Source organism: Alkalihalobacillus trypoxylicola (assembly GCF_001590785.1).
GTDB classification, from domain to species: domain Bacteria; phylum Bacillota; class Bacilli; order Bacillales; family Bacillaceae_D; genus Alkalihalobacillus; species Alkalihalobacillus trypoxylicola.
Genome location: NZ_LTAO01000012.1, coordinates 666,428 through 689,026, shown reverse-complemented (window position 1 = coordinate 689,026; position 22,599 = coordinate 666,428). Strand labels below are relative to the sequence as shown.

The following is a 22,599-nucleotide window of genomic DNA, read 5'->3' as shown; positions in this document are numbered from 1 at the left end:
TCCTCAACCTTTTCAATCGAGACGCGGCGACTTTTATGACCTATAGAATTTTCACTTCATATACTTCATTTTCAACCGTTTCAAATGCAAATGTTTCAATTGAATTTACTTTTACTTCAATCGGCTTATTGGAGTTGAGCACCTGAATTTTACTTTTATAGCGGAGATGACAAGTGTTTCCTTTTAATGAATGTATGAAGACTTTGGTCAGACGATGCTCTTTCCACTCCATCTCTATTTCAAAGCCTCCCTTTGTACGTAATCCTTTGACATATCCAGAATGCCACTCTTTCGGAATAGCCGGTAACAAATGAATTTCATTTAAATGAGATTGAATGAGCATTTCTATTATTCCTGCTGTGCCACCGAAATTTCCGTCGATTTGGAATGGGGGGTGATTATCAAATAAATTTGGTAATGTAGATTGAGCTAATAATTGCTGTAAATTCTCTGATGCCTTTTCTCCATCCTCAAGCCTTGCCCACATATTAATAATCCAAGCTCTACTCCAACCTGTATGACCTCCACCAAACTGAAGCCTTCTTTCTAAGGTTGTCTTGGCTGCTTCAGCAAGCTCTGGAGTTTGACTAGGAGAAATTTGATTTCCTGGGTGCAAAGCAAATAATTGAGAAATATGACGATGCCCTGGCTCGGCCTCTTCATAATCCTCTAACCACTCCATAATTTGTCCGTGCTTTCCAATTTGAGGAGAAGGTAATTTGCTTCTAAGCTCCATTAACTCCTTTTGGTAAGCGGTATCATTTTTTAACACGTCACCAGCCTCTATAACGGCTGTAAATAAGGAATAAATAATTTGACTGTCCATCGAAGGTCCTATACAAAGCGTACCTTTTTCGCCATTTGGAAGTATATAAGTATTCTCTGGTGAAACCGATGGAGAAGTAATAAGATTTCCACTTTCATCTTCTTGTAAAAAATCAACAAAAAATAGACTACTTTCTTTTAATAGATAATAATATTTCTCCAAGAATTCTGAGTCAAGAGTATACTCATAATGCTCCCAAATATGAAGACATAACCATGCTGCACCTAAAGGCCAGATAGTGGCTGGCATATACATATCCTGTGGTGCAGAGTCTGCCCAAATATCCGTATTATGATGAGCAACAAACCCACGGCAACCATACATTTTTTCAGCTGTTATTTGTCCATTTGGATTAAGTCTTTCAATTAAATCAAAAAGTGGTTGATGACATTCCCCTAACTGACAAGCTTCTGCAGGCCAATAATTCATTTCTGTATTAATATTAATCGTATATTTACTATCCCATGGGGGCAACATATGCTGATTCCAAATTCCTTGTAAGGTAGCCGGCAATGAATTAGGACGACTCGAAGAAATTAATAAGTATCGACCGAAATGAAAATAAGTTGATAACAAGCTTAAATCTCTTTTCCCTGCCTTCACATTTTCAAGCCGTTCATCGGTTGCTAGTGGCTCATTTAGTGCTTCCTTATCTTCTAAATGAAACTGTATCCGATTATACAGTGACTGATAATCATCTATGTGCCTCTTCATTCTATCTTCATAATGATATCCCGCCGCTTTTGTTAGCGTTTTCAAACATTGCTCTAAAGGTTCATTATAACGAAATGTGGTTGCCGCTGTTAACATTAATGTAACTGAATCTGCTTCTTTTACAACTAAGCGATTACCCACTGTAGAAACCGAACCGTTATTTGCCTCGGCTTGCAAAATACTACAAAAAGCAATTCCTTTTTCACCACCAGTTCTTCCGCTCATCATAATTTGATGCTCATTTACAGCCTCAAGATAATCAAAGTTACGGCCTTTTCCTCTATCAAGAAAGGCTTTAAACGAAAGTGATTTACTTTTTGAAGCATGAAGTCGGATGATCATTACTTGATCGGGATAACTAGCAAAGATTTCTCTCTCATAGCATATTCCATTCATTTCATATGTAATATGAACCATTCCACTTTCTAAATCTAATTTCCTTTTATAATTCGAATACATATGTTGATGATCTTCAAATTGCAGAAATAAATCTCCCAGAGGCTCATAATGACTTTGAGAAAAAGGCGTTCCTGACATAGATAATAAAGCTAAATCTTCCGCCTCTTTTAACTTTCCTTCGTTCAATAAATTCTGTACATCACTAAGATATTTCAGTGCATCTCGATTATTTCGGTCTCTAGGACCTCCATACCAGACGCTATCCTCATTTAGTTGAATTTGCTCATTTTTTACTTTTCCATAAATCATACCACCTAATCTACCATTCCCTATAGGAAGAGCTTCATTCCAATCATTTGCCTCATTTTTATACGATAATAAGTGACTCATCCACTTCCCCCAATCTCCTCTTCAATACTGTACAGAGTTCTTCTTTTATAAAATTAAAAACACTTGCTTTATATAACCACCTTAATAACTGAACTTTCTTTTCCCCCTTTCTCTTTTAACATCCCCCCTTACTTCCCTATTCTTCTGACATAATCCTGCTTTTTTTTACTGTATCTTTTTGAAAATACATACCTTGTTTACTTAACTATTAATGAGAACTAAATACGTCTTCTTCAGAAACGATTATTTTCATTCTCCTCCTTTTTCATTTTTATGGTAAGCTATCGTTAATAGAGCGTTTCATCATTAGGAGGATATCATGGTAAAGGTATATCGAGTTACATCAGATGCCGATCAACAATTTATAGAAAGACTAGCAGACTTACTTCTTGAACAAGAGGGTCCTCTTGCACAAAAAGAACCTTATGCTTCAGAGATTAGAAATCAAATTTTAGCTACGATTCAATTAACACAGGAAAATCATTCAAATGCCCATATCTTTGTAGCTGAAAAGGATCATCTGTTAGTTGGAGCTGCTTTTTTGAATGTTGCTATTAGTTTGGATAAGGGTGGTCATTATATTTGGTTAAATGACTTATTTGTTCATAAAAATCATCGTAATCAAGGAATTGCCAAGAAGATACTATTAAAGGTCATTTATTGGGCTGAACAGCGTAATATTAAAGGAATTGAGCTAGAAACAGGAATTAATAATGAAGCGACAAAAGCACTTTATAACTCTTTAGGCTTTTATGATATTGTATCGAAACGTTATGGGTTTAGATTCTAAGATTGTAATATTCATAGACAAATCCCTTTTATTTCTTTCCATTGAGTACTTTTATATCAAATTTAAAATAATGTGACGCCCATTTCTTCTAGGATATGGGCTTTTTGCTTCTTTTTTCTGAATTTTCAACATATGATAAAGCAAAACTATTTTCATTATTTTTCCGAAAACACAAGATGCATTTAGTAAATATAAGGGGTGTGCGAATATGAAAGAAGCCTATATAGAAGTTGAGTTTGCTGAACTCTATATTGAATTATCCAAAACTGCACTCCATCAATTCATCAAACGAATGATGAGTCAAAAATATTCACTTTATTGGCGATATGATGCAAGTACGATTTACTTAATGATTGAATTAGATGAACGAATCCATGAACTTCCCTTCGTACGCAACCCAGAATTCCTCACTCTTTCTGTTGATAACCTCCATATATATGATGAAGTGTTAGCAACCTCACTTGAAAACTTATTACAAGCAGAAAAAGGAAATGGAATTGTCAAACGTGTTACGGAAGGACCCCTGTATATCACATCATATCGAGCAGGTGATATTGAATCTATGATTGAAATTGATGGGAGTGAGCAAGTAATGATGAATCGTAATGGCTCTATGATCCAATACCGCGATGATGGTAAAGCTTTTGAACCACAAACTATTTATAATATGATGAATTTAGAAATTGATTATGTACTTATGGAACTATATGAAGCAATGACCAATAAAGAGTCTCTATTAATTGAGCAGCATAAAAAAAAGTTAAAAAAATTGTTAAGTAAACGAGAGCAAGTTCAGCATTTATTATCTAAATCATCTTAAAATCAATACCCCAAGAGTATTATTTTCATGCTATCAAAATGATAAAAATGATAAATAAATGACCATTGTACAGAGGATTTTTGTTCATGGTCATTTATACATGTGCACATCCTCTTTTTCCTTACAAACAAGCTCCTTTCCTTACTTCCTCTCTTTAGATGGTCTTATAAATTCTGCTGCCTTCAAAGCTGTCCATCCAATCCACTATTTAACCGTGATGATACCTGTTCGTCATGCTGTTTTCTACTATATACATAACTTACTATTTGCTTGCCCTTTATTTCTCTTACTGAAAAGGGTAAAATAAAGGGATGTCATTTAAAAGGGAGGACTCTTATGAGTTCACATCTATTAGATCAACAGCATATCCGTTCAGCTTTAGAAAAAGAGGTTTCTGCTCTCTATCGAAAATTGATTGCTTCTCGTTATTTTACAAAGGGTCAATTAGAAATGATTCTCTCTGAAACGGATTCTATGATTGTCAAAAAGTTTCCTAACCATTATTTACTAGCCTCTTTTATTTTTTTAGATGAAATATCTCAATTATCAATAGAAAGTGGTAGATATGAGGAAAACGAACGACGCTTTCTCCACTTTTACGAGGCTTCTATAGAATCCCTTTTAACTTATTTAAAAGAAAATAAAGAAGACTCTACGAGCGTGATTGATTTAACTTTGGATTTTTTTATGAAACGAGTCCACCAGCATGATACGCCTTGGTCTTATCTACTTAAACCATTATATTTATTATTAACTTCGAATGAAAAAGAATATATATATAAACAAATAATGAAACAGTCGTTACCAGTTGCTCAATTAGGTCCAAAAACAAGGCTTGTCTTAAGCTACATTTATCTGGATCAAAATCAAACAGACGAAGCTCTTACCATAATACGTTCATTAACCCATTTACAGGCTGTTGACTTCCTCCCGCATTTTGAGCTTCTAAAGCAACAGAATCAATGGAGGATTATGAACAAATGGTTTCAATCATTATTTAATCTGCAAGCTCATTATGGTTCACTACAAACTCTTCATGATGAAATGAATATGAGGATTTTTACTAACCCCACTGACCAAAAAGAAATATGGGATAGATGGTTACAAGCCCCACACTTTACAAGGTTTGAAGCCTTAACGCAATTTGCGTCAGAGCAACAGAAGAACGAAATTGCTCATTATCTTTTACCGAAATTAAAAGAGCGTTTATTCCTTTCAGAAGCGCTCATTACCTATGCACGAATTCTCATTGATTTCGAGCATTATGATGAAGCTGCGCATTTTTTTATGACCTATGAAAAGGAGCCCTTTCGTTTACAAAAAGACAAGGTGAAGCTGCTTGATTTACTATCAAAGAAACGACCTGATTATGCTAAGGCTATCTACCATCAATTTGCGGTGAGACTTATTGAGAAAAAAACGAGAGCTCATTATGAGCAAGCTGTTGTTTACATTCAAGAACTAAAACAGCTTTATGAACAAACGAAAAGCATTGAAAATTTTCAAAGGTATCTTTTCATGCTTCGTCAGAAATATAAGACGTATCGTGCTTTTATAGAGGAGTTGAAAAAAATTGGATGAGACGATCATTATACATGGGGGCTGGATAGAGAATCAGCTATTTATTTGGGGAGAGCAAAAACCTCAATCAAAATTTGAACAAGTAGTCAACTTTCAGTACCCGTTTTTAGTTGATCCTTTTGAATTGAAGCTCTTATTATTTCGTCAGGACGAGCATTCTTTTTATGGAACCTTTATTGAAACCGAAAAAGCGATTATTGACGTTCCTCTTTTTAAAAGAAGATTTCAATCTCTCGCGGGTGAAACCACGATATATCAAGCACCTGAACAAAAAAGCAGCTATTCCTTCCCTATTTTTGGAGTAGCCTTCTCCATAGAAGAAATGGTGAACTATTGGAATATTTTTCACTTGTGGAGAAAAGAACCCGCTTTTCAAATAGCACCAGACTTATTATATTGGCTGGACTTATTCGAAGAAATTCAACACTATCTTTTCGCTGGACAATTTCAGCCAAGTGCTGATGGAAGTTGGCAAATTGCAGGGTTCCCTTTTCGTAAATGGGAACAAGAACTCCCTCCTGCCAGCATTCAACTTAGACAATCAACGAGCTTATTACATTCATCAGACTCAAGCTCCGATACTCATCCAAAGCTGGTGAAGCAAATTATTCACCAATTAACGGACGAAGCAATACGTCATCTATTAAAAGATCTTGAAGTACAAGGCCTTTATGAAAAATGGGTAGAAAATACCCCTAAAAAATGGAGAGCACTCGTTGAAAATTTGGAGCGCCCTTCAAAGCTGGCTTCTACTATATCTAACAAAAAGCTTCAATCTCAAATTGGTATTCACCATCTTAATCCATTCTCTTCTGGTCTTCTATTAAAAGAACCAGAGAAAGAAGAAGGCGATTGGCACATTTCACTTTGTATGGTTGACAGAGACAATCCAAACCTCGTCATCGAAATGGACGCTCTAGCACTTGGAGAACACCCTTGGAGAATCAATCCTATTCCTCAATTAAAGGAAGACATTATTGAATTAAAAAGAGAAGTCCCATTTTTAAATAAACTCTCTATTGCCAGCTCTCAAATATCTTTAACCACAGAGGATGCCTATAGATTATATACTGAATTTGACCATAAGTTAGAAGAACTTGGATTTTCATTAATCGTACCAAGTTCATTAAAAAAACCTAGTTCAGTAAAGGTCAATTTATTATTACAGTCGAATGATGAACAGGGACAAGGAAGTGAACCTTTTGTAGATTGGCAGAGCATTGCACAATTCTCTTTTAAAATTGCTTTAGGTGACACCGAAATATCTGAACAAGAATTTCGACAATACCTTCAAGAAAATCAACCTTTTATCAACAAAAATGGGCAGTGGATCGTTTGGAATCGTAATATGGCTCATCGTTTAAAGGATTATCTAGAAATGAGTAGCAAGCAAACCTATTTTGATACTTGGAAAATGACAGAGGATTCCACTAAAGTGCCTGACGAGTTAAATAATATTAATTTTCATATTGATTGGGATGGAAATATGAAAAATATTCTACAGGAGCTTTACCATCAATCTCCACAATCCATTAGTCTTCCAAAAGGCTTCCTAGGAGAGTTAAGAGACTATCAGCACCTTGGTGCTTCATGGCTTTATCAATTACGTAGAGCAGGGTTAGGTGGATGCCTAGCGGATGATATGGGGTTAGGAAAGTCTGTACAAACGATTGTCTATATTCTTCATGTATTAGAGCAAAACCATAAGGAACAATTAAAACATCACCCCTTCCTGCTCATATGTCCTACTTCATTAATTCATAACTGGGCGAAGGAATGCGAAGCTTTCGCACCAAACTTAAAGGTTTTTATTCATCATGGATCATCTCGTTTAGATATGGACACTGCCGATAGATTCGATTTAATCATCACATCTTATCAAATGGCTGTAAGAGATCAACATTTCCTTGCAAAAATTCCATGGAATGGATTAATTATGGATGAAGCTCAACATATTAAAAATATAGAAACGAAGCAGAGAAGAACGATGAAATCGATTAAAGCTAAACACCGGATAGCACTTACAGGAACACCTATAGAAAACAAGCTAAGAGAGCTATGGTCTATAATGGATGTTTTAATTCCTGGATATTTAGGTTCTCATCAACATTTCTTAAAGTATTTTATCCAACCCATTGAAAGAGATAAAGATGAGAAAAGATTAAAACAGCTTCAACATCTAATCTTTCCATTTATTCTTAGAAGAAAAAAATCAGATGAACATTTGCAATTAGGTCTTCCAGAAAAATCGGAGAAAATTCATGAAGTTCCTTTATCAATGGAGCAAGCTGCTCTTTATCAAAATGTTGTAGATGAATTAATGAACCAATTAACCGAATTTGATTCAATGCAAAGAAGAGCTTATATATTAAGAAGCTTAACTCGACTGAAGCAAATATGTAATCATCCAGCCCATTATTTAAAGAATAGAGATTATCAAAATCATTCTTCTATAAAGTGGGATCGATTCATTCAGCTAGTCAAAAATATTGCCCAAACGAATCAGAAAGTTTTAATATTTACTCAATATAAAGAAATGGGCATGATTATGTCTGAGGCTTTGAATGAAATTTTCTCTAAGGAAATTCCATTTTTACACGGAAGCTTATCTCGTTCTAAGCGTCAGGAAGCGATTACTACTTTTCAGGAAAATGAGGAAATTCCTGCTTTTATTCTTTCCTTAAAAGCAGGTGGAGTTGGTCTTAACCTTACTGCAGCGACCCATGTCATACACTATGATCGCTGGTGGAATCCTGCTGTGGAGAATCAAGCAACCGATCGAGCTTTCCGTATAGGACAAACCTCAAATGTAACGGTGCATAAATTTATTGCAAAAGGAACTCTAGAAGAGAAAATTCATCAAATGATTACGATCAAACAAGGATTAGCTGATCAAGTTCTATCTATTTCTGAACAACGAGTAACAGAATTATCGGATGACGAGATTTTCTCACTCATTCATTTATCAGCATCCTCTAATTAACGGAGGTTTTAAAAATGAAAGAACCTTTTTCCTCTTTTTGGTCCATACAATATACATCACCTGCCAAAAAGGAAATAAAAGAGCCCCAATCAGAAAATCAATCACCTGAATGGTTTCACTTACAAAAGAAAATTCAAGAAAAGGCACTAAAAAATTGGGGGAACAAGCAAAACAAAAGAGCCTAAAACTACTCATGAATGAATGAATGATTCCACCCATGGTTAGGTACCCGACTGTTCGCTCCCCCAAGACACTTTGCATCCAATGGCTGACACCGAACCTACTTACTTTAAAAAGTGGATTCGACATGGCCACTTCCTTTGTCAACAGGGTGAAACGGATAAGCTTACACTTATCCGTTTTTTATTTACCTCTTTAAGGCAATGTAATCGTTATTTCTTCTTGAAAATTTAAGTTTTCCTCTTCTCCTTCAACTTCATATACAAGTGATGTAAGCTCTACGGTATATTCTCCAGCTTCAAATTCACTTACATCAATATACTCTCCAAAGGATAAATGCTCATCAGGTGCAAGTGTTTTATTTTCAATTGCCATCGTAAACATCTTTCCTTCTGAATATCGATAAACTTCTTCACCTTGTTCATTCCGTAGCACAATTTCCATTTTTTGACCAGAAGAAAAAGCTAATGTGATATCATTTTGACTGACATTTTTTAATTGCATTACAACATCTAAGCTTTCTTCATCACTAAGGTTAATCTGTTGGGTAAATTCTACATCATTGATCACTATGGATTCTCCTTCATATAAGTCTTGAGCTGAATCATCTGACCCGTCTCCTGTACTTGTTTGCGTTCCACATGCTCCTAAAAGCAAGATTCCCATTATTATGAGTATGAACCTAATGTTTTTCATCATTGCCTCCTCAGTCCTTTCGAAATAAACCAAATACTTCAGTCGTTTCGACTATATTTGTAAAAGCCTTTGGATCTGTCTGTTTTAAAATCTGTTTTAAGTCATATAATTCATATCTCGTGAGCACGATCATTAACACTTCATTATCATTGGAAGTAAAACCTCCCTTTGATGGAACTCTTGTAATTCCTCTAGTAAAGTGTTGGTATATTTCTTCTCTAACTTTATCTGCATTTTGAGTAACAATAAATGCAGTCAGCTTCACATGTCGAGTATGAATCGCATCTACTACTCTTGAAGTTACATAAAGAGTGACAAGTGTATATAATGCCTTTTCTGGGTCAAATAATAGACCAGACATTATCACAATAACCCCATTTAATAAGAAGAAATAAATTCCTATAGGCCTATCACTATATCTTGATAAAAGTAAGGCAATGATATCTAATCCTCCGGAAGACGCTCCCCATTTGAGCATGATCCCTGCCCCGATTGCCGTAATAACACCACCAAACACAGCATTTAAAATAATATCAGGTGAAAATTGATGAATGGGTATTAATTCTAAAAATAAAGAAGTAAATACAACACTTATAAAACTATAAATGGTAAAGCTTTTTCCTACCTTTAACCAACCCATAATCGCTACTGGAATATTTAGTAGGAATAGAAGTATTCCTGTTGAAACAGGAATAACACTCGAAATTAACTGTGCCACTCCTGTAAATCCACTCGCAAATACATTTGCAGGAATTAAAAACCAGTTTAATGAAATGGCGATTAAAGCCGAGCCAATAAGGATTACAACCATTTTTTCCGTTTCTTTTAATAATGTAGTTTTCATAATGACTATGAAACTTCCGTCGGATTTTTGATTGATTGTTTCCTTAGCCAATCCGTTGCCTCGAACATGGCTTTTCTGCTTACCTTATGTCCTGCTCTTTCTTCCCTTATAAAAGCTAATTGCTCTGAATGATTTTCATATTGGTCCTGAACAGTTTCATATAGCTTTTCAGAATAGAAAAATGGAATCACTTGATCTTGTAATCCATGCCAAATCCATAACGGACGCCTATTAAGCTTATTGATTTGTTTCGTCAAATCAAAGTGTTTTAAATTAGTCAGAACTTCCCACTTATCTTTTTCTTCAATGACCACACCTTTAGATTCGATCGTTTTAATCTGCTCATTTGCTAGATGCTCGTAATGAGCAGCTCCCATAAAAGCGGCCGCTGAAGATATCCACTCATACTGTGTCAAAGCACCATATAATGTAATGGCTCCCATTGAAGTGCCCACTATTGCTACTGGACCCTTTAATAATTGTCGTTTTTCTAGAGATTCCTTTATAATCGCGATTTCTTTTATTGAGGTCATGACAATATTCCAAAATGATAGAGCTAATTTTTGTTCATCACGACTAATAGAATCCTCACGCTTACCGTGTGACTGGGCATCTGGAAGTATTACTCGAAACCCTTTTTCCGCCAATAAATAAGCGATAGGCAACTGATCTTCTTTTGCACTTTTAAAACCATGTAACACAAACACTACAGGGAGTGAGCTTTCATCTTTGACATCTTCTTTCACTACATGTAACGCTGGAATATGCGAAATCGTTTCATTTTCAATCAAAATCATTTTAAAAGTTCCCTCCATGGCTATATTTTCCTATATTATAGCATCCCCCATCTTCTCAAACATCTTTCATTAACTTTAAAAAAAGAGTCATTCCCTGCATTCTATGGTTTATACAGTGACCTTTTTGGCGTTTTCAACTGTAAACCTAAGTTACTAGCGATAAATGATGTGATGTATTTCTCAAAAATTCACTCTGAACATAGTAAAAGTGAAATGGAACATCTCCATTTCACTTTTTTAGAACGAGAAACTGATACGATTTCTCCTCTTCTATTGCTTAATTTCATTATATTTTTGTACGCTGTATAAAGCTCCTTCTTCAACCATTCTCTGGTCTTCAATATCGTAAGGGTCTGGATTTCCCATTCTTTTTATAGACGTTTTTCCTTTTTTCTTATTCGTTAACGCACATACTTTATGATACATTTCTTTACTTTTTGCTTTTAACCGCTCTCTCCGCTCTTCATCTGTTAAATAAACGGTTGTAACGGCTCCAGCTCCTGCGATGACCGTCGCATAAATTGCTTTTTTAATATCCATTTATATAACCACCTTTCTTTTCTTATTGATACTTTTCCCTTTTCAGCTTAGTCATTAAACCTATTTATCGATTTTCAATAGTCAACTCTGGACGATGATTGAACACATTGCTTTATTTACTATACTCAAAAGTCGTGAATCGTATATATAATCTCTTTACCCTATTGCTCGTTCTCAAATAGAAGGAAAACCTTCTAAAGATCATAAAAAAGCGAAATAGAGCGCACTCCATTTCACTTTTTCTGCTAACTTCTTATTTATTGTTGTAAATTAATTAATAGATTTCTTTAATATCTTTAACAATCCATTCTGGACCTTCTGCTGTTTCACCTTGCCACGCCAGCATTCCACCTGCGTAATTATGGACATGATTAAAGCCATTGTCCTTCAAAAATAGAGCAACATTTTGGCTTCTCGCTCCACTTCGGCAAATAAATACATAATCTTTTTCTTTATCCATTTTCTCAAATAATTGAGGAATTTGATTCATTGGAATTAGCGGAACACCTGGAATATGAAATTGATCATATTCCTCCACTTCTCTGACATCAATAAGGATTTTATTGTCTCTTTCCTCATTTACCAATTTTTCCAATTCCTCTACCTCTATTTGATTGATTCCGTCTTTTTCATAGCTCATTGTGATCACTCACTTTCGTTTGATTACTCAGGACGTGGATTTTTTAAGGTCCATAATCGATAAATATGGTAAACAATTACTTTTCCTACTGCATAAGCTGGAACAGCTAACAGCATTCCTAATATTCCTGCAAATTTCCCTGCGACTAGTAATAAAAATATAATCGTTAGTGGATGTACATCTAGCTTTTTCCCCATCACTAACGGAGAAATTAAATTACTTTCAATTAGTTGTACCACCACAGCAATGATCGCAACGACTATTGCTGTTCCTGGAGATACAAACAATCCAACGATAACACCTGGAATGGCACCAATCCATGGTCCTATAAATGGGATTACATTAGTCACCATTGCGAGTAAGGCTAGAACTAAAGAGTATTCTAAACCTACTATTAAATAGCCGATATACATTAATATCCCTACACAAAAGCTAACAATAATTTGTCCCTGAATAAAAGAGCTTAACGCCTCATCCATATCACCTAAAATTTTTCTACCTTCTGTTTGTTGCTTTTTAGGAAATAGCTTTAGCACGTTATTTGGAGCTGATTCTCCATCCTTTAACATAAAGAATAGCACAAATGGAATGATAACCAAAATGAGAACCACATTAGCGATCGCCCCAATGACGTTGGCAATATTCGATCCTACTAAAGACATAACATCTAGTAAGTATTTTTCAAGAGTAGCCATAATTTCATCAAAGCTTACCACTTCACCCTCTTGGAATCTAGAGAACCAGTCGCTATCTTGAATCGATCCGAAGAAGGCTCTAAATTCATTCACAATATTTGGCCAATTTTCAACTAAGCTATTAAACTGATTCTGTATTTCAGGACCTATTAAGATAATAATAAGAGTAAACACTCCAATTAATGTTAGAAATACGACTAAGATAGATAATGCTCTTGGAATCCACCTCGTCAAAAATACAACAAATGGCCTTAATATATAAAACAGTACTCCAGCTATTAAAATAGGAGCAAATAAGGTTTGAACCAAAATTAATAAAGGCTTAAAGACCCAATCCACTAATGATGCTAAAAAGATGATTAGTAATATTAAAGCAATGCCCATTCCGAACCTAAAATATTTACTATTTGGCATAAATGACCGTTTCCTTCCCACTCTTTTTTTTAGTAAATTATATCATTGTTTTCGCCTTTAGCCTAACTTTATCCCTATTAAAATAAACATCTATATATTTTGCTTTTTACATGTCTGTCTTTTAATAAAACGATACGGAATAATCGTTTCATTTTCTTGCTCTTTTTGATTAATCATGTTGATAAGTTTTTCGGTGCCGATAAAGCCTAATTCGTAAATATGAATATCGACGGTCGTTAATGGAGGGAGAGTAAGCTGTGAAAGCATGATATTATTAAAGCTTACAATTGACATATCCTCTGGTACACGTAATCCCATTTCATTAAGCAAGCGTAATACACTAAGAGCCATTAAATCATCTGCCACAACAAGAGCAGTAGGTGATGGCTTGTGTGCCATAAGCTCAATTAAAGATTCTTGGCTATCCTCTAATACACCCTCATTATTGTATATTAAATATTTTTTATTGACTGAGATATCACTATGCTCTAATGCTGACTCATAGCCCCTTTGATGATCCACGGTTACGATTTGGTCTAGTTCTCCCCCAATAAATCCAATTCTTTTATGACCTAATAACAGCAAATATTCGGTAACCATTTTTGCCGCTTTAAAATTATCATTATTGACATAATATACTTGCTCATGAAATTGATCAGCGGGTCTTCCCACTAAAACAAATGGAAATTTTTCCTTTAATAAAAAAGGAATGATACGGTCATTCATTTTGGAATAAAGCAATATAATGCCATCTATTCGTCTACTAAAAACCATCTGCTGCACATCATCATATATCTCATCGTCTGATTGACCTGTTGATAAATATAATCCAAATTTATCAACAGATGCTTTAGCAGTAATCCCTCTCAATACCTCTGAGAAAAAAGGGTTTTGAAAAGCTCCTTTTGGAGAACTTGGCATAATGACACCGAGCGTTCGCGTCGATTGGTTCACTAAGCTTCTAGCATGATAATTAGGATGATAGCCTAATTCCGTCATAGCTAACCGAACCTTTTCCTTTGTCTGCTGACTAATTCTAGGACTATCTGAAATAACTCGTGAAACAGTAGATGGTGCTACTTTAGCTTTTTTAGCTACATCTTTAATGGTCACAGACATCAAGCTCGCTCCTTTCTAATTCCTTCCTATTTTATGCTTCTTCATAACACTGATCAAGTAAGGTTTCTAAAAAAACTTCATAAAAAATAAAGTAAATGCTTTAATTTTTAACAAAAACATAAATGTTATAACTATTTTTATTAAAACCATAGTATAATAAACTTCGTTTGTTGAAATCGGAGGTGTTTTTACTGAATAACAAGTCTAGCAAATCGATTAAAACTTTATCGCTTTTCGCGTTAACTTGGCCCATTTTTATAGAACTACTTTTACATATGTTAATGGGAAATGCAGATACGCTCATGCTAAGTCAATATTCTGACCACGCTGTTGCTGCGGTTGGAGTTTCAAATCAGATTGTTTCACTAATTATCGTGATGTTTGGTTTTATAGCAACAGGTACTACTGTTTTAGTTTCTCAATATTTAGGTGCTGACCAAAGGGCAAATGCAGGACAAGTGGCCGTTGTTTCAATTGTGGCTAACGTACTATTTGGAATCCTCTTAGGAATCGTTATCTTTTTTGCAGCCCCGACGTTACTTTCTATTATGGGGCTTGAAGCTCATTTAATGACTGAAGCTAAGGTATACTTACAAATCGTTGGAGGATTTATCGTTTTTCAAGCTGGAATTATGACTATTGGCGCTATTTTACGTAGTCATCAATTTACAAAAGATGTTATGTATATCACCATTGCTATTAATATTTTAAATGTCATTGCTAACTATTTCGTCATTTTCGGCCCGTTTGGACTTCCAGTTTTAGGGGTTACTGGAGTTGCCATTACTACCGCGATTTGTCGAATGATAGGCTTTATCATTATCTTTTACGTTTTAATTAAACGCATTAAAGATGAACTTCCCTTCTCATTTTTAAAAAAGGGATGGCCTTCATTTGAATTAAAAAATTTATTACGAATCGGTATTCCATCAGCCGGTGAACATTTATCCTATAATACATCTCAGTTAATGATTACTTATTTTATCGTCTTAATTGGAACAGATGCTCTAACTACTCGAGTATATACTCAGAATGTTATGATGCTTGTTTTACTTTTTTCTTTAGCTATCGGACAAGGAAATCAAATTATTATTGGCTATCAAATTGGTGCTAAACAGCTAGATGCTGCTTATAAGCGCTGTATTAAGAGCTTATGGATTGCCATTGGCTTTTCGATTGTCATTGCCTTTATATTTTTCTTATTCAGCAAACCAATTATAGGTATTTTTACAGATAACCCTGATATTATTACTATGGCAAGCACCTTGCTTTTGTTGACAATTATTTTAGAGCCGGGTCGAGCCTTTAATGTGGTTTGTATCAACTCACTTAGGGCAGCAGGGGATGCTAAATTCCCTGTCTATTTAGGAATTCTCTCTATGTGGGGAGTAGGAGTACCTCTTGCCTATTTTCTAACGATTCATGTTGGTTTAGGACTAATAGGCGTTTGGATCGCTTTTATAGTAGATGAATGGCTGCGTGGTGTATTAATGCTATGGCGGTGGAAGCAAGGTAAATGGAGAGAAATGTCATTTATCCGAAAACCACAGGAACAGGGATAAAACCTGTTTAATCATCTCACTAATGTAGCAAAATTAAAATGGTGTGTGTATTAGCTGCATATACGAAAACAAACAGGCTCTATCTTCTTTTATTTAAGAAGGGGGCCTGTTGAATTTTAAGAATCTCTATGGAATTACGTAACTTAGCGGACACAAGTCACGCTGACTACAGTAGGATGAGATGACTATGCAGGAATCCACTTCTAAAAAAAGGTAGTGAGACACCACCAAACCGTTCTCTTGTCGGAGAGCGAACAGAAAGGCATCTGTGGGGTCTTCATTCATGCTTTTGCTCCCAGCACCTTTCCTCATTTTCCTATTCATACTATTTGATGAACCTGCCATGAAAAATTCATTTTTATGATTGGTCTTTTTGTCCTATTATGATAAGATCTACATAATGTAATTTAATCATGTTGAGGTGACTTTTCTTGCCACTACTAATCATTTTAGGTCTTTTGTCTTTATTAACAGGCTGTCATGTTGCTCAAAATCAGGAGGAACCAATCGTTTTACCTATCTCTTCTAATAACGAACATCTAGACGTAAGATTATTAGCTGTAGAACAAAATGATTCTGATGATCAATTTCTAATAGAGGCAGACATTCAATTATTAAATCATCATTTAGATTTAGAGAAGGATTTTATCTTTACTAGTCTAATTGAAAAAGGACCATCTAATGACTCAGAGAAAGTAGACATTAGCTCGAATGAGCAATCTTTAAATGAGGATTCTCAGACACTCTCTCTATCTATCCTTACAGAACCGATTACCGAACAGGAACAGCTATACTTGAAAGTTATAGCTACTCCTTCTTATTATGACTACGAACTCACCTTTAATTATAGAGATGGTAAACTCGAAAACAATGTGATGAATGAATTGGTTATTGAACAATTTACCATTAATAATCAGCTACTTACGTTACAAGCAAATGATATTCATCCTATTAAAGGCTTAGATTTAGCTATTAAACTAAATAACGAAAGAATTTACCCGGTATTTACAACAACTGAATATGATGCAGACGGTTTTCAAATGGACGGACAATATGAGTTTGCTACAGAATTACCAAAAAGCTTTGACCTTATTCTTAGAAGAAACCAACTAAACCAGATTGAATGGACATTCACTCTACAAATCCCTATAAAGTAGATTGTCAGTATATGTCTATTTGATGATTAAACTTTTCGATTAAAATGAAGAAGAGGAATGAAAATGATGGTAAGGAAACTGCTCCTCCATTATTTTCAAAAATTCAGCTTCTAATTGTTCCCCCGCTAAACCAGCCTCCTGAAGCTGCTCCAGCACTTCTTGTGCTACTGGACTTATCTTCTTTTCATAGTATTTAGTAAAGTGAAAAGCGCCATCGTTTAAGTGATATCTACCCTCTTCAACATACGGATAAAGAGCTTGATAGTCGTTTGTACTTATCAAAATTTGATGATCCAAACCAGGATCAGAGCCTAAATCTAGCGTATCATTAAACCCTAGCATATAAAGATGATAAATAATCATCGGATTTTCGGTCGATATAATTCTCCCTGATTCTTCTTCAATAGAGCGCGAGCCATTTTCCGTTACTAGTAAATCTCCTTGATTAGCTTTTAATGTAAACTGTTCCTCAAAAACAAAATATAGAGCAATTACCGTTATCATTAGAAGTGCTGAGCTAATAACCTCCACCCATTTACTAGATGGTTTCATTAATTTTTTTAAAACAGATGACAGGATATAACTGCCAATAAATACAAACAAAACGACCACTAACACTACGATTAACCAATATAAAAATTCATTCCATATAATTGTCAAACCATTTCTCTCTTTCTACGTTTATTTCAATATTTTATCATTGCATTTTATCATAATTCTTTACAATAGAACAGTAACGCCCCTTAATTCCTATGCTTAAAAACGTCTATTCAGCTTATAAAGGTAAATTATTATGTCGATTGATTGGCAAATGCTTGGATTTGTTTTTAAGAGTTTGTAAGCTACTAATAAGATATTTTCTCGTATCAGTAGGTGAAATCATTTCGTCGATCATTCCAAAAGATGCAGCAAGATACGGATTGGCGTACTTTTCATAGTACTCTTCTATTTTTTTTTGTTTAAAATTTCCTTCTTTATTTTCTGCCAACTCTTTTGTATGTAAAATTTGTATAGCTCCTTCTGCTCCCATAACAGCAATTTCTGCACTTGGCCAGGCAAACACAAAATCTGCACCTAGTGCTTTACTATTTAACGCTACAAAAGCCCCTCCATAGGCTTTTCTAATAATCACAGTAATTTTAGGTACGGTGGCTTCTGAGAAAGCAAATATAACCTTTGCTCCGTGTCGAATTAAACCCTTTTGTTCCTCATGAATTCCAGGGAGGAATCCTCCAACATCCTCTAATACAATTAATGGAATTTTAAAAGCATCACAAAAACGGACAAAACGAGCACATTTATCGGAAGCATCAATATCTATAGCTCCTGCCTTCACTTTCGGATTATTGGCTACAATGCCAACAACCTGGCCTCCTACTTTGGCGAAGCTAACAATCATATTTCTTGCATATTCCTTTTGTACTTCCAGTATGCTTCCCTTATCAACAATGTGCTCAATGACATGGTGCATGTTGTAAGTTTTTTTTCGTTCTGTTGGCACAATTTCTAATAAATTTCCTGTTACTGGAGCTTGTATTTCCTCTTTAGCGAATGTATCGTTCCCTTTATTGGCATCAGGGATATAAGAGACGACCTCTCTCACTCTTTTTAGTATCTCCTCTTCGGTTTCTTCCACAAAATGAGCAACTCCACTTTCTTTACTGTGAATATTTGTACCACCTAGCTTTTCTTCATCAATATACTCTCCTGTCACTTCTTCAATTACCCTTGGCCCAGTAATGAACATTTTACTAATATTTTTCACCATAAAGACAAAATCACATAAAGCTGGTGAATACACTGCCCCTCCAGCACAAGGACCGAGAATGACTGAAATTTGAGGGATTATACCCGAATATATACAATTCCGATATAGAATTTGGCCGTATCCATCTAAAGCTTTGACTCCCTCTTGTATATTTGCACCTCCTGAATCAATCAATCCAATAATTGGCGCTTTATTTTCAAAAGCCATATCCATGATTTTCACAATTTTTTTGGCTTGAATTTCACCTAAACTTCCTCCATGGACAGTAAAATCTTGTGCGTAAACAAACACAAGTTTTTCTTTTATTTTCCCATAGCCAGTAATCACTCCATCTCCCTCTAAGTTCTCAACAGATCGTACGTTTGTATTTTTAGTCATAAACGTATTCAATTCAGTAAAACTTTTATGATCAAGAAGGATGTTAATTCTTTCACGTGCCGTTCTCTTTCCTTTTAAATATTGTTGTTTGATTTTTTCTTTACCACCACCACGCTTCAAACGGATTTTTAATGTCTCTAATTGATTGATTTGTTTTTTCATAAAGTACCCCTCCTCTTCTTTGTTCATTTTTATGTATGTATAGCTAAAACATTCTCTTTCGATATTTACTTGTATTTCTTTATGTTTTATTTCCTCGGAAATGAAAGAAAATTCCATAATATACCATTAAAACTAAAAAAAGACTTTGAGAAACAATTCCCAAAGTCTTTTTCCTAGTCGTGCAATCATACCATTGCTATTTCCTATTTTTGTTTATTCATTCGTTTTCTCTCCACAGCGGCATGGTAACACACCTAAAAGATCCTCCCGATTTAATAATCTCTGAAAAATCTACTTCTATAATCGTGTACCCTCTGTCGATTAACTGTTGATTCGTTAATGTGTTTTTAGGCAAAGCTATAATTTGCTTATTCCCTATTGATAATACATTCACAGCTAGTTGAAATTGCTCCTCTTTTGATACTTCAATGAACTGAAAATGTTCTTTTAAAAGTAGTAATGATTCTTCTGAAATGGCATCTGTAAAAATGAGCGCTTCTTTGTCAGATATAGGGTTAAATACACAGTCTAAATGTAAATACTTCTCATCAAATTCAATTAAATGAATTTTTTTATCTTCATGATTACGACGTATTTGCATAAGTGAATCTTTAGCCGTGCGACTACTGTTTCCGATGTAAATATGATCACCATTTATAATCACATCTCCACCTTCAATGGTTCCGTCACTAATTTCTTGAAAAACGATATTCTCGGATTGAAGAAATTCTTTAAATTGCTCATTCTCACCTTGACGAATCTCCCTTTTTAACTTACCTGCATATAACGTATGATCAATAACAAAACCAATGTCTCTCGTAAAAACCTGTTCGGGAAAATCAGAATGAGCTGGAATAATCTTCACATTAATATCATGGTTCCTAAGAGTCTTTAATAACTCTTGATGCTCACCTTGAGCTTTTTTTGAATCAATGTTTTCTCTACTATAAACCTTTTGTATATCATTTATAGCTTCTTCAATAGACATGTATGTGGGTTCGCATAAAATAACGGAACGCAACCTATCATACTCTGTCTGACAGTAAGTATCTTGCATGACCTAATTCCTTCCTTTTTCAACATGTACAATGAGTTTTATGTTTATGTTGCTTCCAATTTGAACAAAATATGAATATGCACATATAGTAACAATGAACAAGTTTTCTAAGGAGGGCTATGCTTGGATTATCACCCTAATCGAATGCGTCAATTAATATCAATTGATCCTTTTCTTTTTACTACTTATCAAGACATTCAAAATCATTTTCAACAAGAGGAAGCCGCTTTGCATGTTCTGTTCAAACATTTTGTAGAAACAGAGCCTATTTTACGTAATGCTTACCAGCATTTAACCGATAGTTAAACTATCTTCTTCCTGGAAGCAGTCGAATAATTAATAAAATTAATGCGACAACTAATAGGATATGGATTAAGTTACCCGCAATCTCAAAGCTAAAACCTAACACCCATAAAATTAAAACGATAATTAGAATTGTCCACATACCATTCCCACCTCCATATAAAATGTTGTGCTTTTATTATTAGCTATTATTATTTTGTCATGCATGGTTGCATGCAACTAATTATTAAGTACCCTAAAATTTTCTTTTGAAACTAATTGATTCATTTTTACTTGATTATGGGCAAAATAAAAACCCAAGAGATAGAATGTTCTCTTGGGTTTTAAGAGGTTATTAATCAAAAGTTAATAATAGTTCATAACCATTTTCTGATATTATTTTCCCATTTTTATGTTCTTCTAATAAGTTTTGATATTCGCTTGAGGCTAATAAAAAATCTTCTCGATTATACTCTTTTAATGCCCTCTCAATTTCCTCGTTTACTCTTTCCATTTTGTAATGGTAAAGAGAATATTCTAAAACGGCTTGGGCATACAATGATTGAACCGTACTTTCAGAGCGTGTTTGCAAATTATTTATAACATGTAATTGTTTTAATACATTTTTATCCATCGCAAATTGGTTATTCATCTCGCATCCCTCCATTTATCTTTATAAAAATATTCCCATTTTAAGCTTCCTTTAAACCAAGGTTATGAAAGCGTTATCATTTTCTTCATTGTAACAACTTTTCTTAAAAATTTCAATCTAAAGTATCAAAACCTAATAAAGCGTCTACTTTCATCAGCAAACGCTTCTTACTTGAGTGAATTTCATCATTCATATCTAATAATGAAAACCGAACGATTTGGTTTTTGATTTTCACTTTAGGTAGATGCTTTCCCAAGGGCTTGTCTTCAGCTAACTCTGACTATTCAGAGCGTCGTCAGAGTGGATCTTCAGACTGCGCTGATCCTTTGGGAGTCACTACCTTCCGTTTCAATCAAGAAGTTAATTCGCAAACGTTTAAAACATATTTTATAAGAGTCGTTCGGTTTTATTCTTTTATAGAGCAATGATGAAATTCACTTACATATGTAAACAATAGGTTTTTTTTACTTTTTTGCAGATATCTCTTTTATTTCGGATAAGCTAAAATGAAATACTTCCTTTAGGTCGTCATCATAAAAAAGCAATGTTTGTTTGGTCGATTGATACGAAAGAAGTCGACCTCTAAATGTATTTTGCCCACGTATTTGCTTTTTCGATTTTACAGTTAATAAGGAATTTTCTTGTATCCATTTATTTAGAAGAACATGGTTCTCAGTCAATCTTTTCACCTCACGTTACTATTAAAACTAAAAATGACTTTCTCTTGATGTAAATAACGGTGATGCACTTGTAAAAATGAAAATTTGAATTATAATAAGAACTAACGTTCGTATTAATGAGGTGATATTATGCTTACTGAGAGAGAATGGGAAATTATTCATCAATATATATTGTTAATAACAGTAAGAAGAGCTCTTGAAAAAGATTACAATATATTTGAGAAGAGCTCTCTCAAATATCAAAATTTATACCTTGATTGGGCTAAACGAACACTCGATCAGATTAGTAAGGAGCTATATCATGTAAAGAAAAAAATGAAATCATCTAATATTACAGTGGATATTCCTAAAAAAGATGGCCTTTTTAGTCAATATCAATATACGTATAGAGGATATTCTGGGACGAATAAAGTATTAAACATTCATTTACGAAACCAATCTTTTGATTATGTACAGAAGTTCCTTCGGTAATT

At 34.5% G+C, this 22,599-nt stretch carries 23 protein-coding genes; 9 read left to right on the top strand and 14 right to left on the bottom strand.

The window, feature by feature from the left end; translation table 11 throughout:
• Nucleotides 1–40: 40 nt before the first annotated feature.
• Nucleotides 41–2,329: a glycoside hydrolase family 95 protein gene (locus AZF04_RS10400; RefSeq protein WP_061948632.1), complete on the bottom strand. Its 2,289-nt coding sequence runs from the start codon at nt 2,327–2,329 to the stop codon at nt 41–43.
• 319 nt (nt 2,330–2,648) lie between these two features.
• Here AZF04_RS10400 and AZF04_RS10395 point away from each other — a divergent pair, with 319 nt between their 5' ends.
• The 5 genes from AZF04_RS10395 (at nt 2,649) to AZF04_RS21200 (ending at nt 8,688) form a co-directional block, all read left to right on the top strand.
• Nucleotides 2,649–3,119 (top strand): GNAT family N-acetyltransferase, encoded by a 471-nt coding sequence (locus AZF04_RS10395; RefSeq protein WP_061948631.1) that lies wholly within the window; start codon nt 2,649–2,651, stop codon nt 3,117–3,119.
• A gap of 208 nt (nt 3,120–3,327) precedes the next feature.
• The gene (locus AZF04_RS10390) at nt 3,328–3,939 is read left to right on the top strand and encodes a hypothetical protein (RefSeq protein ID WP_061948630.1); all 612 of its coding nucleotides are present in this window, start codon (nt 3,328–3,330) and stop codon (nt 3,937–3,939) included.
• Nucleotides 3,940–4,275: 336 nt separating this feature from the next.
• Nucleotides 4,276–5,520, top strand: a complete 1,245-nt coding sequence (locus AZF04_RS10385; protein ID WP_061948629.1) for a hypothetical protein — start codon at nt 4,276–4,278, stop codon at nt 5,518–5,520.
• Nucleotides 5,513–8,503, top strand: a complete 2,991-nt coding sequence (locus tag AZF04_RS10380) for a DEAD/DEAH box helicase (RefSeq protein WP_061948628.1) — start codon at nt 5,513–5,515, stop codon at nt 8,501–8,503. The genes AZF04_RS10385 and AZF04_RS10380 overlap by 8 nt, the downstream gene beginning before the upstream one ends.
• A 14-nt stretch (nt 8,504–8,517) precedes the next feature.
• The gene (locus AZF04_RS21200; RefSeq protein WP_156479502.1) at nt 8,518–8,688 is read left to right on the top strand and encodes a hypothetical protein; all 171 of its coding nucleotides are present in this window, start codon (nt 8,518–8,520) and stop codon (nt 8,686–8,688) included.
• A gap of 190 nt (nt 8,689–8,878) precedes the next feature.
• Here AZF04_RS21200 and AZF04_RS10375 read toward each other — a convergent pair whose 3' ends face one another.
• The 7 genes from AZF04_RS10375 to AZF04_RS10345 form a co-directional block, all read right to left on the bottom strand.
• Complete coding sequence (locus tag AZF04_RS10375) at nt 8,879–9,379, bottom strand: BsuPI-related putative proteinase inhibitor (RefSeq protein WP_061948627.1); 501 nt, start codon at nt 9,377–9,379, stop codon at nt 8,879–8,881.
• Nucleotides 9,380–9,389: 10 nt separating this feature from the next.
• The gene (locus tag AZF04_RS10370) at nt 9,390–10,223 is read right to left on the bottom strand and encodes a YitT family protein (RefSeq protein ID WP_061948626.1); all 834 of its coding nucleotides are present in this window, start codon (nt 10,221–10,223) and stop codon (nt 9,390–9,392) included.
• 5 nt (nt 10,224–10,228) lie between these two features.
• On the bottom strand, nt 10,229–11,020 hold the full coding sequence (locus tag AZF04_RS10365; protein WP_061948730.1) for a serine aminopeptidase domain-containing protein: 792 nt from the start codon (nt 11,018–11,020) through the stop codon (nt 10,229–10,231).
• A 270-nt stretch (nt 11,021–11,290) separates the two neighbouring features.
• Nucleotides 11,291–11,560, bottom strand: a complete 270-nt coding sequence (locus AZF04_RS10360) for a hypothetical protein (protein WP_061948625.1) — start codon at nt 11,558–11,560, stop codon at nt 11,291–11,293.
• A gap of 274 nt (nt 11,561–11,834) precedes the next feature.
• Nucleotides 11,835–12,200: a rhodanese-like domain-containing protein gene (locus AZF04_RS10355; protein ID WP_045480389.1), complete on the bottom strand. Its 366-nt coding sequence runs from the start codon at nt 12,198–12,200 to the stop codon at nt 11,835–11,837.
• 23 nt (nt 12,201–12,223) lie between these two features.
• Nucleotides 12,224–13,309 (bottom strand): AI-2E family transporter, encoded by a 1,086-nt coding sequence (locus AZF04_RS10350; RefSeq protein WP_061948624.1) that lies wholly within the window; start codon nt 13,307–13,309, stop codon nt 12,224–12,226.
• Between the two features lie 90 nt (nt 13,310–13,399).
• Complete coding sequence (locus AZF04_RS10345) at nt 13,400–14,428, bottom strand: LacI family DNA-binding transcriptional regulator (protein WP_061948623.1); 1,029 nt, start codon at nt 14,426–14,428, stop codon at nt 13,400–13,402.
• A 170-nt stretch (nt 14,429–14,598) separates the two neighbouring features.
• On the opposite strand from AZF04_RS10345, the gene AZF04_RS10340 reads away from it, so the two are divergent.
• Together AZF04_RS10340 and AZF04_RS10335 are read left to right on the top strand one after the other, a co-directional pair.
• A complete protein-coding gene (locus tag AZF04_RS10340) occupies nt 14,599–15,990 on the top strand; it encodes an MATE family efflux transporter (protein WP_235599971.1) in 1,392 nt (463 codons plus the stop codon).
• Between the two features lie 431 nt (nt 15,991–16,421).
• Nucleotides 16,422–17,147, top strand: a complete 726-nt coding sequence (locus tag AZF04_RS10335) for a hypothetical protein (RefSeq protein WP_061948622.1) — start codon at nt 16,422–16,424, stop codon at nt 17,145–17,147.
• Nucleotides 17,148–17,186: 39 nt separating this feature from the next.
• Here the strand turns inward: AZF04_RS10335 and AZF04_RS10330 are convergent, their stop codons facing one another.
• The 3 genes from AZF04_RS10330 to AZF04_RS10320 all read right to left on the bottom strand — a co-directional run bounded on the left by AZF04_RS10330 (nt 17,187) and on the right by AZF04_RS10320 (nt 20,512).
• The gene (locus AZF04_RS10330; protein ID WP_061948621.1) at nt 17,187–17,807 is read right to left on the bottom strand and encodes a hypothetical protein; all 621 of its coding nucleotides are present in this window, start codon (nt 17,805–17,807) and stop codon (nt 17,187–17,189) included.
• Between the two features lie 115 nt (nt 17,808–17,922).
• On the bottom strand, nt 17,923–19,455 hold the full coding sequence (locus AZF04_RS10325) for an acyl-CoA carboxylase subunit beta (RefSeq protein WP_061948620.1): 1,533 nt from the start codon (nt 19,453–19,455) through the stop codon (nt 17,923–17,925).
• Between the two features lie 217 nt (nt 19,456–19,672).
• The gene (locus AZF04_RS10320) at nt 19,673–20,512 is read right to left on the bottom strand and encodes a dimethylarginine dimethylaminohydrolase family protein (RefSeq protein ID WP_061948619.1); all 840 of its coding nucleotides are present in this window, start codon (nt 20,510–20,512) and stop codon (nt 19,673–19,675) included.
• A 123-nt stretch (nt 20,513–20,635) separates the two neighbouring features.
• On the opposite strand from AZF04_RS10320, the gene AZF04_RS10315 reads away from it, so the two are divergent.
• On the top strand, nt 20,636–20,818 hold the full coding sequence (locus AZF04_RS10315; RefSeq protein ID WP_061948618.1) for a hypothetical protein: 183 nt from the start codon (nt 20,636–20,638) through the stop codon (nt 20,816–20,818).
• Nucleotide 20,819: 1 nt separating this feature from the next.
• Here AZF04_RS10315 and AZF04_RS20980 read toward each other — a convergent pair whose 3' ends face one another.
• From AZF04_RS20980 to AZF04_RS10305, 3 genes are all read right to left on the bottom strand, one after another.
• Nucleotides 20,820–20,957 carry a lmo0937 family membrane protein gene (locus AZF04_RS20980; RefSeq protein WP_144202888.1) on the bottom strand — a complete coding sequence of 46 codons (138 nt, stop codon included), beginning with the start codon at nt 20,955–20,957 and terminating at the stop codon, nt 20,820–20,822.
• Between the two features lie 192 nt (nt 20,958–21,149).
• Nucleotides 21,150–21,446, bottom strand: a complete 297-nt coding sequence (locus AZF04_RS10310) for a hypothetical protein (RefSeq protein WP_061948617.1) — start codon at nt 21,444–21,446, stop codon at nt 21,150–21,152.
• Between the two features lie 464 nt (nt 21,447–21,910).
• Nucleotides 21,911–22,126 carry an LSm family protein gene (locus AZF04_RS10305; RefSeq protein WP_045480412.1) on the bottom strand — a complete coding sequence of 72 codons (216 nt, stop codon included), beginning with the start codon at nt 22,124–22,126 and terminating at the stop codon, nt 21,911–21,913.
• A gap of 129 nt (nt 22,127–22,255) precedes the next feature.
• On the opposite strand from AZF04_RS10305, the gene AZF04_RS10300 reads away from it, so the two are divergent.
• Nucleotides 22,256–22,597 carry a hypothetical protein gene (locus AZF04_RS10300; protein WP_061948616.1) on the top strand — a complete coding sequence of 114 codons (342 nt, stop codon included), beginning with the start codon at nt 22,256–22,258 and terminating at the stop codon, nt 22,595–22,597.
• Nucleotides 22,598–22,599 lie beyond the last annotated feature (2 nt).

What these genes read in the sequence shown, in the direction of transcription:
- AZF04_RS10325 (WP_061948620.1), bottom strand. Translation starts at nt 19,455, where the DNA reads ATGAAAAAACAAATCAATCAATTAGAGACATTAAAAATCCGTTTGAAG.
- AZF04_RS10385 (WP_061948629.1), top strand. Translation starts at nt 4,276, where the DNA reads ATGAGTTCACATCTATTAGATCAACAGCATATCCGTTCAGCTTTAGAA.
- AZF04_RS10390 (WP_061948630.1), top strand. Translation starts at nt 3,328, where the DNA reads ATGAAAGAAGCCTATATAGAAGTTGAGTTTGCTGAACTCTATATTGAA.
- AZF04_RS10320 (WP_061948619.1), bottom strand. Translation starts at nt 20,512, where the DNA reads ATGCAAGATACTTACTGTCAGACAGAGTATGATAGGTTGCGTTCCGTT.
- AZF04_RS10370 (WP_061948626.1), bottom strand. Translation starts at nt 10,223, where the DNA reads ATGAAAACTACATTATTAAAAGAAACGGAAAAAATGGTTGTAATCCTT.
- AZF04_RS10300 (WP_061948616.1), top strand. Translation starts at nt 22,256, where the DNA reads ATGCTTACTGAGAGAGAATGGGAAATTATTCATCAATATATATTGTTA.
- AZF04_RS10365 (WP_061948730.1), bottom strand. Translation starts at nt 11,020, where the DNA reads ATGATTTTGATTGAAAATGAAACGATTTCGCATATTCCAGCGTTACAT.
- AZF04_RS20980 (WP_144202888.1), bottom strand. Translation starts at nt 20,957, where the DNA reads ATGTGGACAATTCTAATTATCGTTTTAATTTTATGGGTGTTAGGTTTT.
- AZF04_RS10355 (WP_045480389.1), bottom strand. Translation starts at nt 12,200, where the DNA reads ATGAGCTATGAAAAAGACGGAATCAATCAAATAGAGGTAGAGGAATTG.
- AZF04_RS10400 (WP_061948632.1), bottom strand. Translation starts at nt 2,329, where the DNA reads ATGAGTCACTTATTATCGTATAAAAATGAGGCAAATGATTGGAATGAA.
- AZF04_RS10375 (WP_061948627.1), bottom strand. Translation starts at nt 9,379, where the DNA reads ATGAAAAACATTAGGTTCATACTCATAATAATGGGAATCTTGCTTTTA.
- AZF04_RS10345 (WP_061948623.1), bottom strand. Translation starts at nt 14,428, where the DNA reads ATGTCTGTGACCATTAAAGATGTAGCTAAAAAAGCTAAAGTAGCACCA.
- AZF04_RS10395 (WP_061948631.1), top strand. Translation starts at nt 2,649, where the DNA reads ATGGTAAAGGTATATCGAGTTACATCAGATGCCGATCAACAATTTATA.
- AZF04_RS10360 (WP_061948625.1), bottom strand. Translation starts at nt 11,560, where the DNA reads ATGGATATTAAAAAAGCAATTTATGCGACGGTCATCGCAGGAGCTGGA.
- AZF04_RS21200 (WP_156479502.1), top strand. Translation starts at nt 8,518, where the DNA reads ATGAAAGAACCTTTTTCCTCTTTTTGGTCCATACAATATACATCACCT.
- AZF04_RS10350 (WP_061948624.1), bottom strand. Translation starts at nt 13,309, where the DNA reads ATGCCAAATAGTAAATATTTTAGGTTCGGAATGGGCATTGCTTTAATA.
- AZF04_RS10310 (WP_061948617.1), bottom strand. Translation starts at nt 21,446, where the DNA reads ATGAATAACCAATTTGCGATGGATAAAAATGTATTAAAACAATTACAT.